Source organism: Streptomyces sp. NPDC005863 (genome assembly GCF_042871345.1).
Classification (GTDB): Bacteria; Actinomycetota; Actinomycetes; order Streptomycetales; family Streptomycetaceae; genus Streptomyces.
Window position 1 is genome coordinate 162,291 of the sequence record NZ_JBIAII010000009.1, and the last position, 16,262, is coordinate 178,552.

Genomic DNA, 16,262 nt, shown 5'->3' on the forward strand with positions numbered 1-16,262 from the left:
CCATGTGTGACGGGCCTCAGGGCCTGCGCGTCGGCCTCAGGGCCTGCGCGTCGAGGTGACCCGGTAGACGTCGTAGACGCCCTCCACTCCCCTGACCGCCTTGAGGACGTGCCCCAGATGCTTGGGGTCGCCCATCTCGAAGGTGAAGCGGGAGGTGGCGACGCGGTCGCGGGAGGTCTGCACGGCCGCCGACAGGATGTTCACGTGCTGGTCCGAGAGGATCCGCGTGACGTCGGAGAGCAGCCGCGAGCGGTCCAGGGCCTCGACCTGGATGGCGACCAGGAAGACCGAGGACTGGGTGGGAGCCCACTCGACCTCCAGGATCCGCTCGGGCTCACGCGAGAGCGAGTCCACGTTGACGCAGTCGCTGCGGTGCACCGATACGCCGCTGCCGCGGGTGACGAAGCCGATGATGGGGTCGCCCGGGACGGGCGTGCAGCAGCGGGCCAGCTTGACCCACACGTCCTCGACGCCCTTGACGACGACGCCCGGGTCGGCGTTGGAGCGGCGCTTGCTGCGCCCGCGCGAGGGCGGCGCGCTCTCGGCGATGTCCTCGTTGGCGGCCTCCTCGCCGCCGAGGGCCTGCACGAGCTTCTGCACGACGGACTGCGCGGTGACGTGACCCTCGCCGATCGCCGCGTAGAGCGAGGAGATGTCGGGGTAGCGCATCTCGTGCGCGAGGGTGACCAGGGAGTCGCCGGTGAGGATGCGCTGGATCGGCAGGTTCTGCTTGCGCATGGCGCGCGCGATGGCGTCCTTGCCCTGCTCGATCGCCTCGTCGCGGCGCTCCTTGGAGAACCACGCGCGGATCTTGTTGCGCGCCCGGGGCGACTTGACGAAGCCGAGCCAGTCGCGGGAGGGGCCCGCGCCGGCCGCCTTGGAGGTGAAGACCTCCACCAGGTCGCCGTTGTCCAGGGTGGATTCGAGCGGTACGAGGCGGCCGTTGACCCGTGCGCCTATGGTGCGGTGGCCGACCTCGGTGTGCACCGCGTACGAGAAGTCGACCGGGGTCGCGCCCGCGGGCAGCGCTATGACGTCGCCCTTCGGCGTGAAGACGAAGACCTCGTTGCGCGACAGGTCGAAGCGCAGCGATTCGAGGAACTCGCTGGGGTCCTCGGTCTCCTTCTGCCAGTCGAGCAGCTGGCGCAGCCACGCCATGTCGTTGAGGTGGTCGTCCTTGCCGGTCTTCCTCGGCACGTCGGTGCGCACCTTGGAGGCGCCGGCGACGGCCTCCTGCTTGTACTTCCAGTGCGCGGCGATGCCGTACTCGGCGCGGCGGTGCATGTCGAAGGTGCGGATCTGCAGCTCGACGGGCTTGCCGTTGGGGCCGATGACCGTCGTGTGCAGCGACTGGTACATGTTGAACTTCGGCATCGCGATGTAGTCCTTGAACCGGCCGGGGACCGGGTTCCATCGCGCGTGCACGGTGCCGAGGGCGGCGTAGCAGTCGCGGACCGTGTCGACCAGGACGCGGATGCCCACCAGGTCGTAGATCTCCGCGAAGTCGCGGCCGCGGACGATCATCTTCTGGTAGACGCTGTAGTAGTGCTTGGGGCGTCCGGTGACGGTGGCCTTGATGCGGGCGGCGCGCAGGTCGGCCTGGACCTCGTCGGTCACTATGGCCAGGTACTCGTCGCGCTTGGGGGCGCGCTCGGCGACCAGGCGCACGATCTCGTCGTACATCTTGGGGTAGAGGATCGCGAAGGCGAGGTCCTCCAACTCCCACTTGATGGTGTTCATGCCCAGGCGGTGCGCCAGCGGAGCGTAGATCTCCAGGGTCTCGCGGGCCTTCTTCTCCTGCTTCTCGCGCTTGAGGTAGCGCATCGTGCGCATGTTGTGCAGGCGGTCGGCGAGCTTGATGACCAGGACGCGCGGGTCCTTGGCCATCGCGACGACCATCTTGCGCACGGTCTCGGCCTGCGCGGCCTCGCCGAACTTGACCTTGTCCAGCTTGGTGACGCCGTCGACGAGCAGGGCGACCTGGTCGCCGAAGTCGCGCTTGAGGGTGTCCAGGCCGTACTCGGTGTCCTCGACGGTGTCGTGCAGGAGCCCGGCCATCAGGGTGGCCGGGTCCATGCCGAGCTCGGCGAGGATGGTCGTCACGGCGAGCGGGTGCGTGATGTACGGGTCGCCGCTCTTGCGCTTCTGGCCGCGGTGCCAGCGCTCGGCGACCTGGTAGGCCCGCTCGATCTGGCGCAGCGTCGCCGTCTCGATCTTGGGGTCGTTGCTCCGCACTATGCGCAGCAGGGGCTCCAGGACCGGGTTGTACGGGTTGGAGCGCTGGACGCCGAGTCGGGCGAGGCGGGCCCGCACACGGTTGGAGGAGCCCGAGCGCGCGGGCTGGCCGGTGGCGGGCCGGACGGCGGGGGCCGTCGGGTGGTGGTCGGCGGGCGGCTTCGGGCGGGGCTGCTCGGCCGGTTTGTCGCCCCGGGAGACCTCTCCCTTGGCGCGCTGCGCGGACGTGCCGGCCTGCGCGCCGTCTGCCTTGTTCGCGGACGCGGCGGTGCCCGCCGAGGCCTGCTGGGCCTTCTGCGCGGCCTTGGCGGCGGTGAGTGGCTGGGACTCGTCTGGCAAGAGCGCTCCCTGTGCGCGATCCGGGTCCCCCGGTCAGGCCCCGAAGAACCCATGGTATCGATCCTGGGCCGCAGGGTCGCCTTCGGCCGGTGGGACGCCTCTGTACTGGAGAAACGTGCGGGACGATCGGTGGATTCCCCCGGCCACCGCCGCCGACGCCCGTCGGCCCGCCCGCCGCGGCCCCCACCCCGCGCCCCGTACTCGCGAGGGCCGGATCCAGAGCGGAACCGGCCTAAACGACGGCGGGCGCCCCGGCATGTGCCGGGGCGCCCGTCGCGTCGTGTCGCGAGCCGTCTCAGACGGTGATCAGCGCCTCCAGCGGCGCCCCGGCGAGGGCCGGCTCGAGCCGCTGCCGGCCGGCGAGGAAACCGAGCTCCATGAGGACCGCGACCCCGGCCACTTCTGCGCCCGAGCGGCGGATCAGCTCCACCGAGGCCGCCGCGGTGCCACCGGTGGCGAGGACGTCGTCGATGACCATGACTCGGTCGCCCGCGGCCAGGTCCTCGGCGTGCACCTCGATCTCGGCGCTGCCGTACTCCAGGTCGTAGGCCTGCTTGAGCGTCGCTCCGGGGAGCTTGCCCGCCTTGCGTACGGGGACGAAGCCGAGCCCGGCGCGGACCGCGACCGGGGCGCCGAGGATGAAGCCCCTGGCCTCCAGACCGACGATCTTCGTGGCGCCGTGCCGCACACTCAGGTCGGCCAGTGTGTCCGTGAGCGCCGAGAACGCGGCCGGGTCCGCAAGGAGCGGGGTGATGTCCTTGAACATCACGCCCGGCTTGGGGTAGTCCGGCACGTCACGGATGCGGCTGACGAGCAGCTCCGTGACGCCTGCGAGCTCGGTCATCGGCGCTTCCCCGAGGGACGGCCCTTGCCGCGGTTGCGGGACGGGGACTGCGTACGGGGCCCGACGACCGCCGGAGCGGCGTCACCGGTCTCCTCGTCCCGCGCGTACTCGTCATCGGCGGACACCGGCGCCTCCGCCGACTCGCCCTTGGCCGCGGCCGCCGCGCGCTTGGCGAGCACCCGCTTCTTGAGGGCCTTCATCTGCGGCTCGCGCTCCTTGAGGTCGGCGACGAGCGGCGTGGCGATGAAGATCGAGGAGTACGCACCGGCCGCGAGGCCGACGAACAGCGACAGCGAGATGTCGTTGAGCATGCCGGCGCCGAGGACGCCGCCGCCGATGAAGAGCAGGCCCGCCACCGGGAGCAGCGCGACGACCGTGGTGTTGATGGAGCGCACCAGGGTGCCGTTGATGCTGCGGTTGGCGAGTTCGCTGTAGGTCCACCGGGTCTGCTTGGTGATGTCCTTCGACTGCTCCTTCAAGCTGTCGAAGACCACGACGGTGTCGTAGAGCGAGTAACCGAGGATGGTCAGCAGCCCGATCACCGTGCCGGGGGTGACCTCGAAGCCGACCAGCGCGTACACACCCACAGTGATGGTGATGTCGTGGATGAGCGCGATGAGCGCCGCCAGGGCCATGCGCCACTCGAAGGCGATGGCCAGGTAGATCACCACGAGGACCATGAAGATCGCCAGGCCCTGCCAGGCCTTGTTGGCGATCTGCTCGCCCCAGCTGGGGCCCACCAGGTCGGCGTCGATGTCGCCGGCCTTGACGTCCAGGTCCTCGGCCAGCGCCCGCTTGATCTGGTCGGACTTCTTGATGTCCACGCCCGCGATCTGGATGCGGAGCTTGTCGCCGCCCAGCTTCTGGACGATCGCGTCGTGACCGGACGCCTTCTCCGCGGACTCCTCGGCCTGCGCCACCGTGACGCTGGTCTTAGGGGTGTTGAAGACGGCGCCGCCCTCGAACTCGATGCCCATGTTCAGGCCGCGCACCGCCAGGCCGACGATGGCCGTGATGGTGATCAGTATCGAGATGCCGTACCAGATCTTGCGCTTGCCGACGAAGTCGTAGCCGACCTCACCGCGGTAGAGCCTGGCGCCGAGATTGCCGAGCTTCGACATCTCACGCCTCCTTCGGGTCGACAGGGCCGGCGGGGGGAGCGGTGCGGCGGGACCGGCGCAGCGGGGGCTTGGCGCCGAGCCGCTTCGGGTCGAGGCCGGACCACTTGTGGCCGCTCGCGAAGAACTTCTTGCGTGCCATGAGCGTCATCAGCGGCTTGGTGAAGAAGAAGACCACGACGACGTCGAGCAGCGTGGTCAGGCCGAGCGTGAACGCGAAGCCCTGCACCTTGCCGACCGTGACGACGAAGAGCACGGCGGCGGCGAGGAACGACACGAAGTCGGAGACCAGGATGGTGCGCCGGGCGCGCGGCCAGGCCCGCTCGACGGCGGGACGCAGCGTGCGGCCCTCGCGGATCTCGTCACGGATGCGCTCGAAGAACACGATGAACGAGTCCGCCGTGATGCCGATCGCGACGATCGCACCACACACCGCGGGCAGGTTCAGCGCGAACTTAATGGTCGGGCCGAGCAGCGTCATGATCGTGTACGTCAGCGCCGCGGAGATCAGGAGGCTCGCGATGGCGATGAGCGACAGGCCGCGGTAGTAGGCCACGAGGTAGATGATGACGAGCGCGAGGCCGATGGCGCCCGCGATGAGGCCGGCCTGGAGCTGCTCGCCGCCGAGTGCGGGGCTGACGGTCGTGACGCTCTGCTCGTGGAAGGTGAGGGGCAGGGCGCCGTACGACAGGATGTTGGCGAGGTCCTTCGCCGACTCCTGGTCGAAGCTGCCGGAGATCTCGGCGTTGCTGTTCAGGGTCGTGCTGACGCTGGGCGCCGAGGCCACTTCGCCGTCGAGGACGATCGCGAACTGGTTCTGCGGCTGCTGCTGCGTCTTGATCTTGCTGGTGACCTCGGAGAACTTCTTGGAGCCACCCTTCGTGAACTCCATGTTGACGACCCAGGCGCCGGACTGCTGGTTGATGGCGGCCTTGGCGTCGTCGACGTCCTTGCCGTTGAGCTCGGCGGGGGCAAGGATGAACTTGTCCCACGTCTTGCCGTCGGGGCTCTTGCCGCAGGCGACCGTCGGGTCGGAGGGCTTCACGCCGCGGCCGGCCTCGGCGCGGGCCTTCTTGTCCGTGCAGTCGAGCTTGGTGAACTTCTCCTGCAGCTTGGCGGTGGCCGGGTCCGGCGTCGGCGCCTTGTCGTTCTTCTTGCCGTCCTGGCCGTCCTTGGCCTTGCCCGACGGCGTCGGGTCGGCCTTCAGGGCCTCGCTGACGGCGCGGCCCTGCGGCGACGGGTCGCCGGACGGGGAGTTCGCCTTGTCCGTGGCCTTGTCGGTGGCCTCGTCCTTGCCCTTGTCCTTGCCCTTCTCCTTGTCCGTACCGGACGAGGGGCTGGCGGAGGGGTCGGGCTGGGGCTGGCCGGGGGCCTGCGTGATCACCGGACGGAAGTAGAGCTGAGCGGTCGTGCCGACCTGCTCGCGCGCCTGCTTCTCGTTCGAACCCTTGGGGATGTTGACGATGATGTTCTTGTCGCCCTGGGTCTGAACCTCGGCCTCGGAGACGCCCAGACCATTGACGCGGTTGTTGATGATGTCAACCGCGGTGTTCATGTTGGTCGGGTTGATCGCGTCCTTCTGGCCCGGCTCGTTCTTGGCCTCGAGCGTGATGCTCGTGCCGCCGGCGAGGTCGATGCCCAGGCGCGGCGTGGTGTGCCCGGAGAGGAACATTCCCCCGGTCATCGCCACGAGGGCGATCAGGATGAAGACCAGAGAGCGTCCCGGCTTGCCCGGGGCGCTCTGCCTTCGGCCCTTCTTCGGTGCTGCCACCTTCTCGTTCTCCCTGTCCAACCGCCCGGCGTCCGGTCTTCCCCCGTAAGCGTCGGAGGTCCGGGCGGGCGGCCATGAAGTGGTGTCGAGATTCGGCGCGAAATGCACGTGGTCCGGGGCCCGAGGAGCGCGAGCGGCGCGCCCCACGGGCCCCGGTCGTGACTACTTCGCGTCGGACTCGCCGTCGGTCTTCTTCGGCTCCGCGTCGTCGGCCCCGGCGGCCGCGTCCTTCTTGCCGAGGTCGATGGGCGAGTCGTCGGAAGCGCCGGCGGGCTCGTCGGTCTCGGTCAGGGAAGAGGCGTCGTCCGGGACGACGGGGGTGTCCTCTTTCAGGTCGTCCTCGGTGCCGTGCACGATGCGGTTGTATTCGTCGTCGTCGAGGACGGCACCGATCGAGTTCTTCGCGTAAACGGCGTGGACACCGGGGGCCACCTCAAGGAGGACGGCTTCGTCGTGAACCTCCTTGACGGTGGCGTACATGCCCCCGATCGTGCGGATGCCGGTGCCGGGATGCATTTCGTTACGCATCTGCGCGGCGGCCTGCTGCTTCTTCTTGGCAGACCGGGTCATCAGGAACATGGCCCCGATGAGCACGATGAAGGGGAGGAGGGTCACGATATTCACGGGACGGAGTTTCCTTCGCAGACCGCGCAGGTAAGCGGCCATGGGGATGGGGGTGGGTACGCCACCCGCAAGGGCGGCATCGGCGGAGTCTAAGCGAGTCCGCACCTAACGAACAACGCTCAGCATGGCACCGCAGTTCCTGAGGGGGCGACTCTCCGCGCCGTTGCCCCTCGCCCGCGGTGCCCTACCGTCCATATCACGTCCCGAACAGGTCCTGTTGTCCCTTTCCGCCCGTCTGACGCGGCGGGACGAGGCCGAGGTGCGCCCACGCCGCGGGGGTGCCGACGCGGCCGCGCGGGGTGCGGGCGAGCAGTCCTTCCCGTACGAGGAAGGGCTCCGCCACCTCCTCGACCGTCTCGCGCTCCTCCCCCACCGCGACCGCGAGCGTCGACAGGCCGACGGGCCCACCGCCGAACAGTTTGAGCAGGGCCTCAAGGACGGCGCGGTCGAGGCGGTCGAGGCCGCGCCCGTCGACCTCGTAGACCGCGAGGGCCGCGCCCGCGATGTCCCTGTCGATCGATCCGTCGGCCTTGACCTGGGCGTAGTCCCGCACGCGGCGCAGCAGACGGTTGGCGATACGGGGCGTGCCGCGCGAGCGGCCCGCGATCTCGGCGGCGCCGTCGGCATCGATCTCCACGTCGAGCAGCTGGGCGGAGCGGTGGACGACCCGCTCCAGCTCGGCCGGCTCGTAGAACTCCATGTGGGCGGTGAAGCCGAAGCGGTCGCGCAGCGGCGGGGGCAGCAGGCCCGCGCGCGTGGTGGCGCCGACCAGGGTGAAGGGCGGCAGCTCCAGGGGGATGGCGGTGGCGCCGGGGCCCTTGCCGACGATGACGTCGACGCGGAAGTCCTCCATCGCCATGTAGAGCATCTCCTCGGCGGGCCGCGACATCCGGTGGATCTCGTCGAGGAAGAGGACCTCGCCCTCCTGGAGGGAGGAGAGGATCGCGGCGAGGTCGCCCGCGTGCTGGATGGCGGGGCCGCTGGTGATGCGGATCGGGGCGCCCATCTCGGCGGCGATGATCATCGAGAGGGTCGTCTTGCCGAGGCCGGGCGCGCCGGAGAGCAGCACGTGATCGGCGGTGGCGCCGCGTGCGCGGGCCGCGCGCAGGACGAGGTCGAGCTGTTCGCGGACCTTCTCCTGCCCGATGAACTCGCCCAGGTCCTTGGGGCGCAGGGCGGCCTCGACCGCCTGGTCCTCGCCGTCGGCGACGGATTCCACCAGCCGCTCCGCGGCGGGCCCGACGAGCCGGTCGGCCGTGGCGCCGGCGTCATCGGTCGTGTCGTCCCAGTTCATGCGGTGTGCCTCGCGATGCGGTTCTAGGGGCCGGCGGGTGTGCGTGCCCGGGGGCTAGGGCCTTTCGTCTGGATCAGGCCGGGCTCGCGGGCCCCGGCACCGCGCCTCGCCGCGTTGTCGTCGGTTGCCATGGCTCCGCCATGTCGCCCTCCTCCGCCTTGCGATGCACGGCACCAGACCCCGCTCCCTGATCCGGCCTGGTCCAGACGAAAGACCCTAGCGGGTGCGGTTCAGGGTCTGGAGCGCGGCCTTGAGGAGCTGGCCGACCTGCGGGGCGCCCTCGGCGGCCTCGGCCTGCGGGGCGACGGCGGCGACGGCTTCGTCGGCCTCGCGCGTGGCGTACCCGAGGCCGATCAGGGCGGCGTGCAGCTGTTCGCGCCAGCCGGAGGTGACGGGGGTGCCGATGGCGGGACCGCCGGTGCCGAGGGGCTCGCCGAGGCGGTCCTTGTACTCCAGGAGGAGCTTCTGGGCGCCCTTCTTGCCGATGCCGGGGACGGCGGTGAGCGCCTTCTCGTCACCGGTGGAGACCGCGCGGCGCAGGGCGTCCGGGCTGTGCACGGCGAGCATGGCCTGGGCCAGGCGCGGGCCGACGCCGCTCGCGGTCTGCAGCAGCTCGAAGGTCTGGCGCTCGTCGTCGTCCGCGAAGCCGTACAGCGTCAGGGAGTCCTCGCGGACGACCAGGGAGGTGGCGAGCTTGGCGGGCCGGCCGACGCGGAGGGTGGAGAGCGTGTTCGGCGTGCACTGGACGGCCATGCCGATGCCGCCCACTTCGAGCACCGCCGCATCGGGGGCGAGGGCGGCTACCGGGCCGCTGACGAAGGCGATCATGGGGTACGGCCTTTCTGTGCTGTCGGGGTCGTGGCCCTGGGCTTCCGGGTGGGGGCGCTCGGTGCGGGCGTGGTTCCCGCGGTCTGTGCGGCGTGCCGGGCCACGGCCTGCTGGAGGCGGTTCTGGGCGACCGCCTGCTGCAGGCGGCTCTGCGCGGGGGCGCGCCAGATGTGGCAGATGGCCAGGGCCAGGGCGTCCGCGGCGTCGGCGGGCTTGGGCGGCGCGTCGAGCCGCAGGAGGCGGGTGACCATCGCGCCCACCTGGGCCTTGTCCGCGCGGCCGCTGCCGGTGACGGCGGCCTTGACCTCGCTGGGGGTGTGCAGGGCGACGGGAATGCCGCGGCGCGAGGCGCAGAGCATGGCGACGGCGCTGGCCTGGGCGGTGCCCATCACCGTACGGACGTTGTGCTGGCTGAACACGCGCTCCACGGCGACGACTTCGGGCCGGTGCTCGTCGAGCCACTGCTCGATGCCGCGCTCGATGGCGACCAGCCGGTGCCCCAGATCCGCGTCGGCCGGGGTCCGCACGACACCGACGCCACGCATCGTCAGCGGCCGGCCCGCGACTCCGTCGACGACGCCGACGCCGCACCGGGTCAGTCCGGGGTCCACTCCCAGTACGCGCATGCGCGCCCCACCCCCCTCTTCGCGGCGACGATCATTTGACCTCGTGCCAGGCTATCCGCCGCCACTGACAACAGCGGCGGGCCGGTGGACGTGTGTCCCATCCGGCCCGCCGAAACCGCTCAGCTCGCGGCAGCGTTACGCGTCGACCTTCGCCATGACCTCGTCGGAGACGTCGAAGTTGGCGAAGACGTTCTGCACGTCGTCGCTGTCCTCCAGGGCGTCGATCAGCTTGAAGATCTTGCGGGCGCCGTCCTCGTCCAGCTCGACCTGCATGGTCGGGACGAAGTTGGCGTCGGCCGAGTCGTAGTCGATGCCGGCGTCCTGGAGGGCGGTGCGGACCGCGACCAGGTCGGTGGCCTCGCTGAGCACCTCGAAGGTGTCGCCGAGGTCGTTGACCTCTTCGGCGCCCGCGTCCAGGACGGCGCCGAGCACGTCGTCCTCGCCCAGCTCGCCCTTGGGCACGATCACGACGCCCTTGCGGTGGAACAGGTACGAGACGGAGCCCGGGTCGGCCATCGAGCCGCCGTTGCGGGTCATGGCGACGCGGACGTCGGACGCGGCACGGTTGCGGTTGTCGGTGAGGCACTCGATGAGCACCGCGACGCCGTTCGGGCCGTAACCCTCGTACATGATCGTCTCGTAGTCGGCGCCACCGGCCTCGAGACCGGCGCCGCGCTTGACCGCGGAGTCGATGTTCTTGTTCGGGACCGAGCTCTTCTTCGCCTTCTGGATGGCGTCGAAGAGGGTCGGGTTACCCGAGATGTCGGCGCCGCCGGTGCGGGCCGCGACCTCGATGTTCTTGATCATCTTCGCGAAGAGCTTGCCGCGCTTGGCGTCGATCACGGCCTTCTTGTGCTTCGTCGTAGCCCATTTAGAGTGGCCGGACATCTGCCTGTCTCCTTCGCGTTACCCAACAACCGGTAGGAACTCTCCCAGACCTTAAGGCCCTGGGACGGTCCCCGGAGATCCTACAAGGATCCCGCTCGCGGGTTGCCCCTCGCCGTCTCCGTCCGCGCCATCTCCACGAACAGGGCGTGGACGCGATGGTCACCCGTCAGTTCGGGGTGGAACGAGGTGGCGAGCGCGTTGCCCTGGCGGACGGCGACGATGTGGCCCTCGTGCTCGGCGAGCACCTCGACCCGGGCGCCGACCGACTCGACCCAGGGCGCGCGGATGAAGACGCCCTCCACCGGGGCACCCTCGACGCCCACGACATCGACGGCCGCCTCGAAGGACTCGTTCTGTCGCCCGAAGGCGTTGCGCCGCACGATCATGTCGATGCCGCCCACCGTCTCCTGGCCCGAGCGCGGGTCGAGGATCCTGTCGGCGAGCATGATCATGCCGGCGCAGCTGCCGTAGACCGGCATGCCGTCACGCACGCGCGCGCGAAGGGGCTCCATCAGACCGAAGAGGGTGGCCAGTTTGGAGATGGTGGTGGACTCGCCGCCGGGGATGACCAGGCCGTCGACCTCGGCGAGCTCCTCGGGGCGCCGGACCGGCCTGGCCACGGCGTCCGCCGAGGCCAGGGCGATCAGGTGCTCCCGTACGTCTCCCTGGAGGGCGAGGACGCCCACGACGGGAGTGGTTCCGGGAGCGGTCATCACCAGCCCCGGTTCGCGTAGCGCTCGGCCTCGGGCAGGGTGTCGCAGTTGATGCCGACCATGGCCTCGCCGAGGTTGCGGGAGGCGTCCGCGATGACCTTCGGGTCGTCGAAGAAGGTGGTGGCCTTCACGATGGCGGCGGCGCGGGCGGCCGGGTCGCCGGACTTGAAGATGCCGGAGCCGACGAAGACGCCCTCGGCGCCGAGCTGGCGCATCAGGGCGGCGTCGGCGGGGGTGGCGACGCCACCGGCGGAGAAGAGGACCACCGGGAGCTTGCCGAGCTCGGCGGTCTCCTTGACCAGCTCGTAGGGGGCGCGCAGCTCCTTGGCGGCGGCGTACAGCTCGTTGTTGTCGTAGCCGCGCAGGCGGGCGATCTCGTTCTTGATCTGGCGCAGGTGGCGGACGGCCTCGACGACGTTGCCGGTGCCGGCCTCGCCCTTGGAGCGGATCATGGCCGCGCCCTCGGCGATGCGGCGCAGGGCCTCGCCCAGGTTGGTGGCGCCGCACACGAACGGGGTCGTGAAGGCGAACTTGTCGCTGTGGTTGACCTCGTCGGCCGGGGTGAGGACCTCGGACTCGTCGATGTAGTCGACGCCGAGGGACTGCAGGACCTGGGCCTCGACGAAGTGGCCGATGCGGGACTTGGCCATGACCGGGATCGAGACGGCCTCGATGATCTCTTCGATCATGTTCGGGTCGGACATCCGGGCCACGCCGCCGTCCTTGCGGATGTCGGCGGGCACCCGCTCCAGCGCCATGACGGCCACCGCGCCGGCGTCCTCGGCTATCTTCGCCTGCTCGGCGTTGACGACGTCCATGATCACGCCGCCCTTGAGCTGCTCGGCCATGCCGCGCTTCACGCGTGCGGTGCCGGTCTCGGGCGTCTGGTTGCTGCTGGCGGGGGTGCTGGACACGGGGTTGACCTCACTCGACGGAGACGGCTGCTACGTCTACGAGGAAACGCCCGGCCACCAGGCCACAGCAAGGGCCAATGGGGCACCGGTGGCTCATTTTTTCGTGATGTGGCAGGTCAGGGGCGTGGAGGGGGTACGGGTGGGGGCCGCCGGGTCAGCCGCCGGCGCGGTCGGCCAGGGCCACCGGGGGTTCGTCGTCCATCTCGAAGGCCAGCGGGAACGGTGCGTGGCCGGCCAGCCGGAACCAGCGCACCGTGCGGTGGCGGCGCAGGGCGCGGGCGGCGCGTACGGCGTCGTTGTGGAAGCGGCGAGCCATCGGGACCCTGCGTACGGCCGCGGCGAGCTCGGTGGCCGCCTCGTCGCCGCCCGGCGCCTCACGTACGGCTTCGACCTGCTGGACCTCGCCGAAGATGGCCCGCAGCGCCTGGCTGAGCTCGCTCTCGGCGACCTCGCGGTGCTCCTCCTCGGACTGCCGGGCCGCGTGCGCCGCCTCGTAGAGCACGATGGACGCCGCGGGGTCGAGGACTCCGGAGGTGGCCAGCTCCTGGGCGACCGAGGCGCGGCGCAGCAGTTGCGCGTCGAGGGCGGCGCGGGCCGCGTCGATGCGGGCGTGCAGGCGGTCGAGCCGGCCGGCGGTCCAGCTCAGGTAGAGGCCGATCGCGAAGAGGGCGGCGGCGATCCAGATCAGTGTCGAGGTCACGGGCGGCAAGGTTAACGGGCGAGGGCGCCTTGGACGGTCTCGGGGCGCGGTGGTCCACCGTGCCGCCTGCGGGGGCGTCGCCCCCGGGCCCCCTGTACGCGCTCCGCGCGTGTCCTCAAGCGCCGGACGGGCTGACATGGTGCGCCCACCCGTTCCCGTACCGCCCATCGCGCTCCGCGCTCGTCCTCAAACGCCGGACGGGCTGAAAAACGTGCCCCGCACCTCAGCACCGCAGTCGCGCTCCGCGCTCGTCCTCAAGCGCCGGACGGGCTGACATGGTGCGCCCACCCGTTCCCGTACCGCGGGTCGCGCTTCGCGCTCGTCCTCAAGCGCCGGACGGGCTGTAAAACCAAGGCGACCGTCGAAGCCCCCTCAGCCCCGCTGCGCCAGCCCGAACCTCGCCCGCAGGCCCACCCTGTCGTCCTCCGCCACCGAAGCCGCGCCGTCCGTCACCGTTTCGTAGACCGCGAGGATGTCCGCGCCCACCGTCGTCCAGTCGAAGCGGCGCACGTGGGCGCTGCCTCTTTTGCGTAGGCCCTCTCGGCGTTCGGGGTCGGACAGGAGGCGGATCGCGGACTTGGCCAGGGACTCCGCGTCCTCGTTGGTGAAGAGGTCGCCCGCCGCGCCCTGGTCGAGGACCTGGGCGAAGGCGTCCAGGTCGCTGGCGAGCACCGGTGCGCCCGCGGACATCGCCTCGACCAGGATGATGCCGAAGCTCTCGCCGCCGGTGTTCGGGGCCACGTACAGGTCGACGCTGCGCAGCAGCCGCGCCTTGTCCTCGTCGCTGACCATGCCGAGGAACTCGACCCGGGAGCGGAGTTCGGCGGGGAGTGAGGCGACCGCCTCCTCCTCGTCGCCGCGGCCCGCCACGAGCAGGCGGGCGTCGGGGCGCTCGGCGAAGATCTGCGGGAGGGCCCTCATGAGGACCGGCAGGCCCTTGCGGGGCTCGTCGATGCGGCCGATGAAGCCGATCGTCTCCCCCTGCCACTCGGGCCTCGGCTCGGCGTCGGCGAAGAAGTCGACGTCGACGCCGTTGGGGATGACGACCGCGTCGCCGCCCAGGTGTTCGACGAGGGTACGGCGGGCGTACTCGCTGACCGCGATGCGCGCGCTGATCTTCTCCAGGGCGGGCTGCAGGATCGGGTACGCGGCGATCATCGCCCGCGAGCGCGGGTTGGACGTGTGGAACGTCGCGACGATCGGGCCCTGCGCCGCCCAGCAGGTGAGCAGGCCGAGGGAGGGCGAGGCGGGCTCGTGGATGTGGATGACGTCGAAGGTGCCGTCGTGCAGCCAGCGCCGCACCCGCGCGGCCGACAGGAAGCCGAAGTTGAGGCGGGCCACGGAGCCGTTGTAGGGGACGGGAACGGCGCGTCCCGCCGACACCACGTACGACGGCAGCGGGGTCTCGTCGTCGGCCGGGGCGAGGACGGAGACCTCGTGCCCGAGGCGGATGAGGTGCTCCGCCAGATCGCGGATGTGGAACTGGACGCCGCCCGGCACGTCCCAGGAGTACGGGCAGACGATGCCGATCCTCAACGGGACTCCCCCGCCCGGTCCGTCCCGGCGCGGGGTTCCAGGTCGTCGAGCCACAGACGCTGCAGCATGTGCCAGTCCTCCGGGTGGTCGGCGATACCGGTGGCGAAGGCGTCGGCCAGCGCCTGTGTCATGACGGACGTCTTTTCGACCCGGTTGCCTGTCTCGGGGACCTCGACGGGCGGGTGGACGCGGCCCTTCATGACGGGGGAATCGTCGTACCACAGAGTGACGGGGAGCAGCAGCGCGCCGGTCTGCTGGGCGAGCAGGGCGGGGCCGGCGGGCATCCGCGCGGTGTCCCCGAAGAACTTGACCTCGACGCCGGAGGACGACAGGTCCCGGTCCGAGACCAGACAGACCAGGCCGCCCGCGCGCAGCCGCCGCGCCAGCGTGCCGAAGGCGGCGCCGCCCTCGTGCGGGAGCACCTCCATGCCGAGGCTCTCGCGGTAGGCGACGAAGCGGTCGTACAGCGTCTCGGGCTTGAGGCGCTCGGCGACGGTGGTGAAGGGGGTCTCCAGCTTCGTGGTGACCCAGGCGCCCGCGAGGTCCCAGTTGCCGAGGTGCGGCAGCGCGAGGATCACGCCCTTGCCGGCGGCGAGGCCGTCGGTGAGGTGGTGGACGTCCTTGGCGTCGAAGCCGTCCCTGACGCGCTCCCTGCTCCAGGAGGGCAGCCGGAAGGACTCCATCCAGTACCGCAGGTAGGAGCGCATGCCCGCCTTGGAGAGTTCCGCGAGGCGCTGCGGGCTCGCGTCGGGCACCACGCGCGCGAGGTTGGACTCCAGGCGCAGCACGCCCTTGCCGCGGCGCTTCCACGCGGTGTCGGCGATGGTGCGGCCCAGGCGCTCGGCGACCGGCTCCGGCAGCTTCTTGACGGTGCTCCAGCCGAGGCCGTACAGCGCGTCGGTGAGTCGGTCCTTCACTGCGCGGTCTCACTCTCCTGCGCCCCGGTGGCCGCGGCGGCGTCCGCCTCGGCGGACTCCCGGCGCACGGTCACGACGCGCTGGACGAGGGTCACCATGCTGCCGGCCGCGACGAACCACAGGGCGATGGGCAGCAGGATCTGGATGCCGGGCACACCGAACTTGTGCAGGCCCGCGAGGCCCGCGGCGACCAGCGAGATCACCAGTCGCTCGGCGCGCTCCACCAGGCCGTTGACGGCGACGGGCAGGCCGATGGCCTCGCCGCGCGCCTTCGTGTACGAGACGACCTGACCGCTCGCCAGACAGAAGATGGAGACGGCGCAGAGGATGTTGTCGTCGCCGGATCCGGCGTACCAGAGGGCGAGGCCCCCGAAGATCGCGCTGTCGGCCACCCGGTCGAGCGTGGAGTCCAGGAAGGCGCCCCAGCGGCTGGAACGGCCCAGTTGGCGGGCCATGTTGCCGTCCACCAGGTCCGAGAACACGAACAGCGTGATGACGATCGTGCCCCAGAAGAACTCTCCCCGGGGGAAGAAGACCAGCGCTCCCGCCACCACACCGGCCGTGCCGATGAAGGTGACCGCGTCGGGGCTGACCCCGCGGCGGATGAGAAACGCGGCGAACGGCGTGAGGACACGCGTGAAGAATGCACGCGCGTACTTGTTCAGCATGGCCTTCCCGAGGGTTCGGTGCGCCGTGCGGCCCCGTTGGCCACCGGCCGACCCATCGTAGTCACGCCCCTGACCGCCCGGCTCGCCCCCTCACGATCGCGTACGACGTATGGACGCACAGTGACCCGAGTGGAAAGCTCGACTGCATGACGGGCGCCGCCCGGTGCCGCCCCGCACTCGGCCCCCGCGCGTCCGCGAGCAGCCAGCATCCCCGAGGGGGCTGAGCCTCCTCACCGTGCACGTGACC

At 70.8% G+C, this 16,262-nt stretch carries 15 protein-coding genes; all 15 read right to left on the reverse strand.

All coding sequences use genetic code 11. The features are described 5' to 3' along the window. Positions 1-36 precede the first annotated feature (36 nt). The 15 genes from ACFYO9_RS28205 to pgsA all read right to left on the reverse strand — a co-directional run bounded on the left by ACFYO9_RS28205 (position 37) and on the right by pgsA (position 16,015). The gene (locus tag ACFYO9_RS28205; protein ID WP_355819019.1) at positions 37-2,574 is read right to left on the reverse strand and encodes a bifunctional (p)ppGpp synthetase/guanosine-3',5'-bis(diphosphate) 3'-pyrophosphohydrolase; all 2,538 of its coding nucleotides are present in this window, start codon (positions 2,572-2,574) and stop codon (positions 37-39) included. Between the two features lie 295 nt (positions 2,575-2,869). Continuing rightward, positions 2,870-3,418 carry an adenine phosphoribosyltransferase gene (locus ACFYO9_RS28210; RefSeq protein WP_358778753.1) on the reverse strand — a complete coding sequence of 183 codons (549 nt, stop codon included), beginning with the start codon at positions 3,416-3,418 and terminating at the stop codon, positions 2,870-2,872. Next, entirely contained in the window at positions 3,415-4,539 is a 1,125-nt protein-coding gene (gene secF / locus ACFYO9_RS28215) for a protein translocase subunit SecF (RefSeq protein WP_355819025.1), read from the reverse strand. The genes ACFYO9_RS28210 and secF overlap by 4 nt, the downstream gene beginning before the upstream one ends. Before the next feature lies 1 nt (position 4,540). After that, positions 4,541-6,307 carry a protein translocase subunit SecD gene (secD, locus tag ACFYO9_RS28220; protein ID WP_358778754.1) on the reverse strand — a complete coding sequence of 589 codons (1,767 nt, stop codon included), beginning with the start codon at positions 6,305-6,307 and terminating at the stop codon, positions 4,541-4,543. Between the two features lie 162 nt (positions 6,308-6,469). Next, positions 6,470-6,931: a preprotein translocase subunit YajC gene (gene yajC, locus ACFYO9_RS28225; protein ID WP_355819031.1), complete on the reverse strand. Its 462-nt coding sequence runs from the start codon at positions 6,929-6,931 to the stop codon at positions 6,470-6,472. A gap of 196 nt (positions 6,932-7,127) precedes the next feature. Continuing rightward, a complete protein-coding gene (gene ruvB / locus ACFYO9_RS28230; RefSeq protein WP_355819034.1) occupies positions 7,128-8,225 on the reverse strand; it encodes a Holliday junction branch migration DNA helicase RuvB in 1,098 nt (365 codons plus the stop codon). 216 nt (positions 8,226-8,441) lie between these two features. Continuing rightward, positions 8,442-9,053, reverse strand: a complete 612-nt coding sequence (gene ruvA, locus ACFYO9_RS28235) for a Holliday junction branch migration protein RuvA (RefSeq protein ID WP_358778755.1) — start codon at positions 9,051-9,053, stop codon at positions 8,442-8,444. Beyond that, positions 9,050-9,679, reverse strand: coding sequence for a crossover junction endodeoxyribonuclease RuvC (gene ruvC / locus ACFYO9_RS28240; RefSeq protein WP_358778756.1), 630 nt, complete (start codon positions 9,677-9,679; stop codon positions 9,050-9,052). The genes ruvA and ruvC overlap by 4 nt, the downstream gene beginning before the upstream one ends. 135 nt (positions 9,680-9,814) lie before the next feature. After that, complete coding sequence (locus tag ACFYO9_RS28245; protein WP_358709597.1) at positions 9,815-10,567, reverse strand: YebC/PmpR family DNA-binding transcriptional regulator; 753 nt, start codon at positions 10,565-10,567, stop codon at positions 9,815-9,817. Between the two features lie 80 nt (positions 10,568-10,647). Then, complete coding sequence (gene pdxT, locus ACFYO9_RS28250; RefSeq protein WP_358778757.1) at positions 10,648-11,280, reverse strand: pyridoxal 5'-phosphate synthase glutaminase subunit PdxT; 633 nt, start codon at positions 11,278-11,280, stop codon at positions 10,648-10,650. Continuing rightward, the gene (gene pdxS / locus ACFYO9_RS28255; protein ID WP_355819049.1) at positions 11,280-12,194 is read right to left on the reverse strand and encodes a pyridoxal 5'-phosphate synthase lyase subunit PdxS; all 915 of its coding nucleotides are present in this window, start codon (positions 12,192-12,194) and stop codon (positions 11,280-11,282) included. The genes pdxT and pdxS overlap by 1 nt, the downstream gene beginning before the upstream one ends. A 154-nt stretch (positions 12,195-12,348) precedes the next feature. After that, positions 12,349-12,894, reverse strand: a complete 546-nt coding sequence (locus ACFYO9_RS28260) for a hypothetical protein (protein ID WP_355819051.1) — start codon at positions 12,892-12,894, stop codon at positions 12,349-12,351. 372 nt (positions 12,895-13,266) lie between these two features. Further along, on the reverse strand, positions 13,267-14,430 hold the full coding sequence (locus tag ACFYO9_RS28265; RefSeq protein ID WP_355819054.1) for a glycosyltransferase family 4 protein: 1,164 nt from the start codon (positions 14,428-14,430) through the stop codon (positions 13,267-13,269). Further along, positions 14,427-15,347 (reverse strand): phosphatidylinositol mannoside acyltransferase, encoded by a 921-nt coding sequence (locus ACFYO9_RS28270; protein WP_358778758.1) that lies wholly within the window; start codon positions 15,345-15,347, stop codon positions 14,427-14,429. Before ACFYO9_RS28270 ends, ACFYO9_RS28265 begins: the two co-directional genes overlap by 4 nt. Then, a complete protein-coding gene (gene pgsA, locus ACFYO9_RS28275) occupies positions 15,344-16,015 on the reverse strand; it encodes a phosphatidylinositol phosphate synthase (RefSeq protein WP_358778759.1) in 672 nt (223 codons plus the stop codon). The genes ACFYO9_RS28270 and pgsA overlap by 4 nt, the downstream gene beginning before the upstream one ends. Between the last annotated feature and the right edge of the window lie 247 nt (positions 16,016-16,262).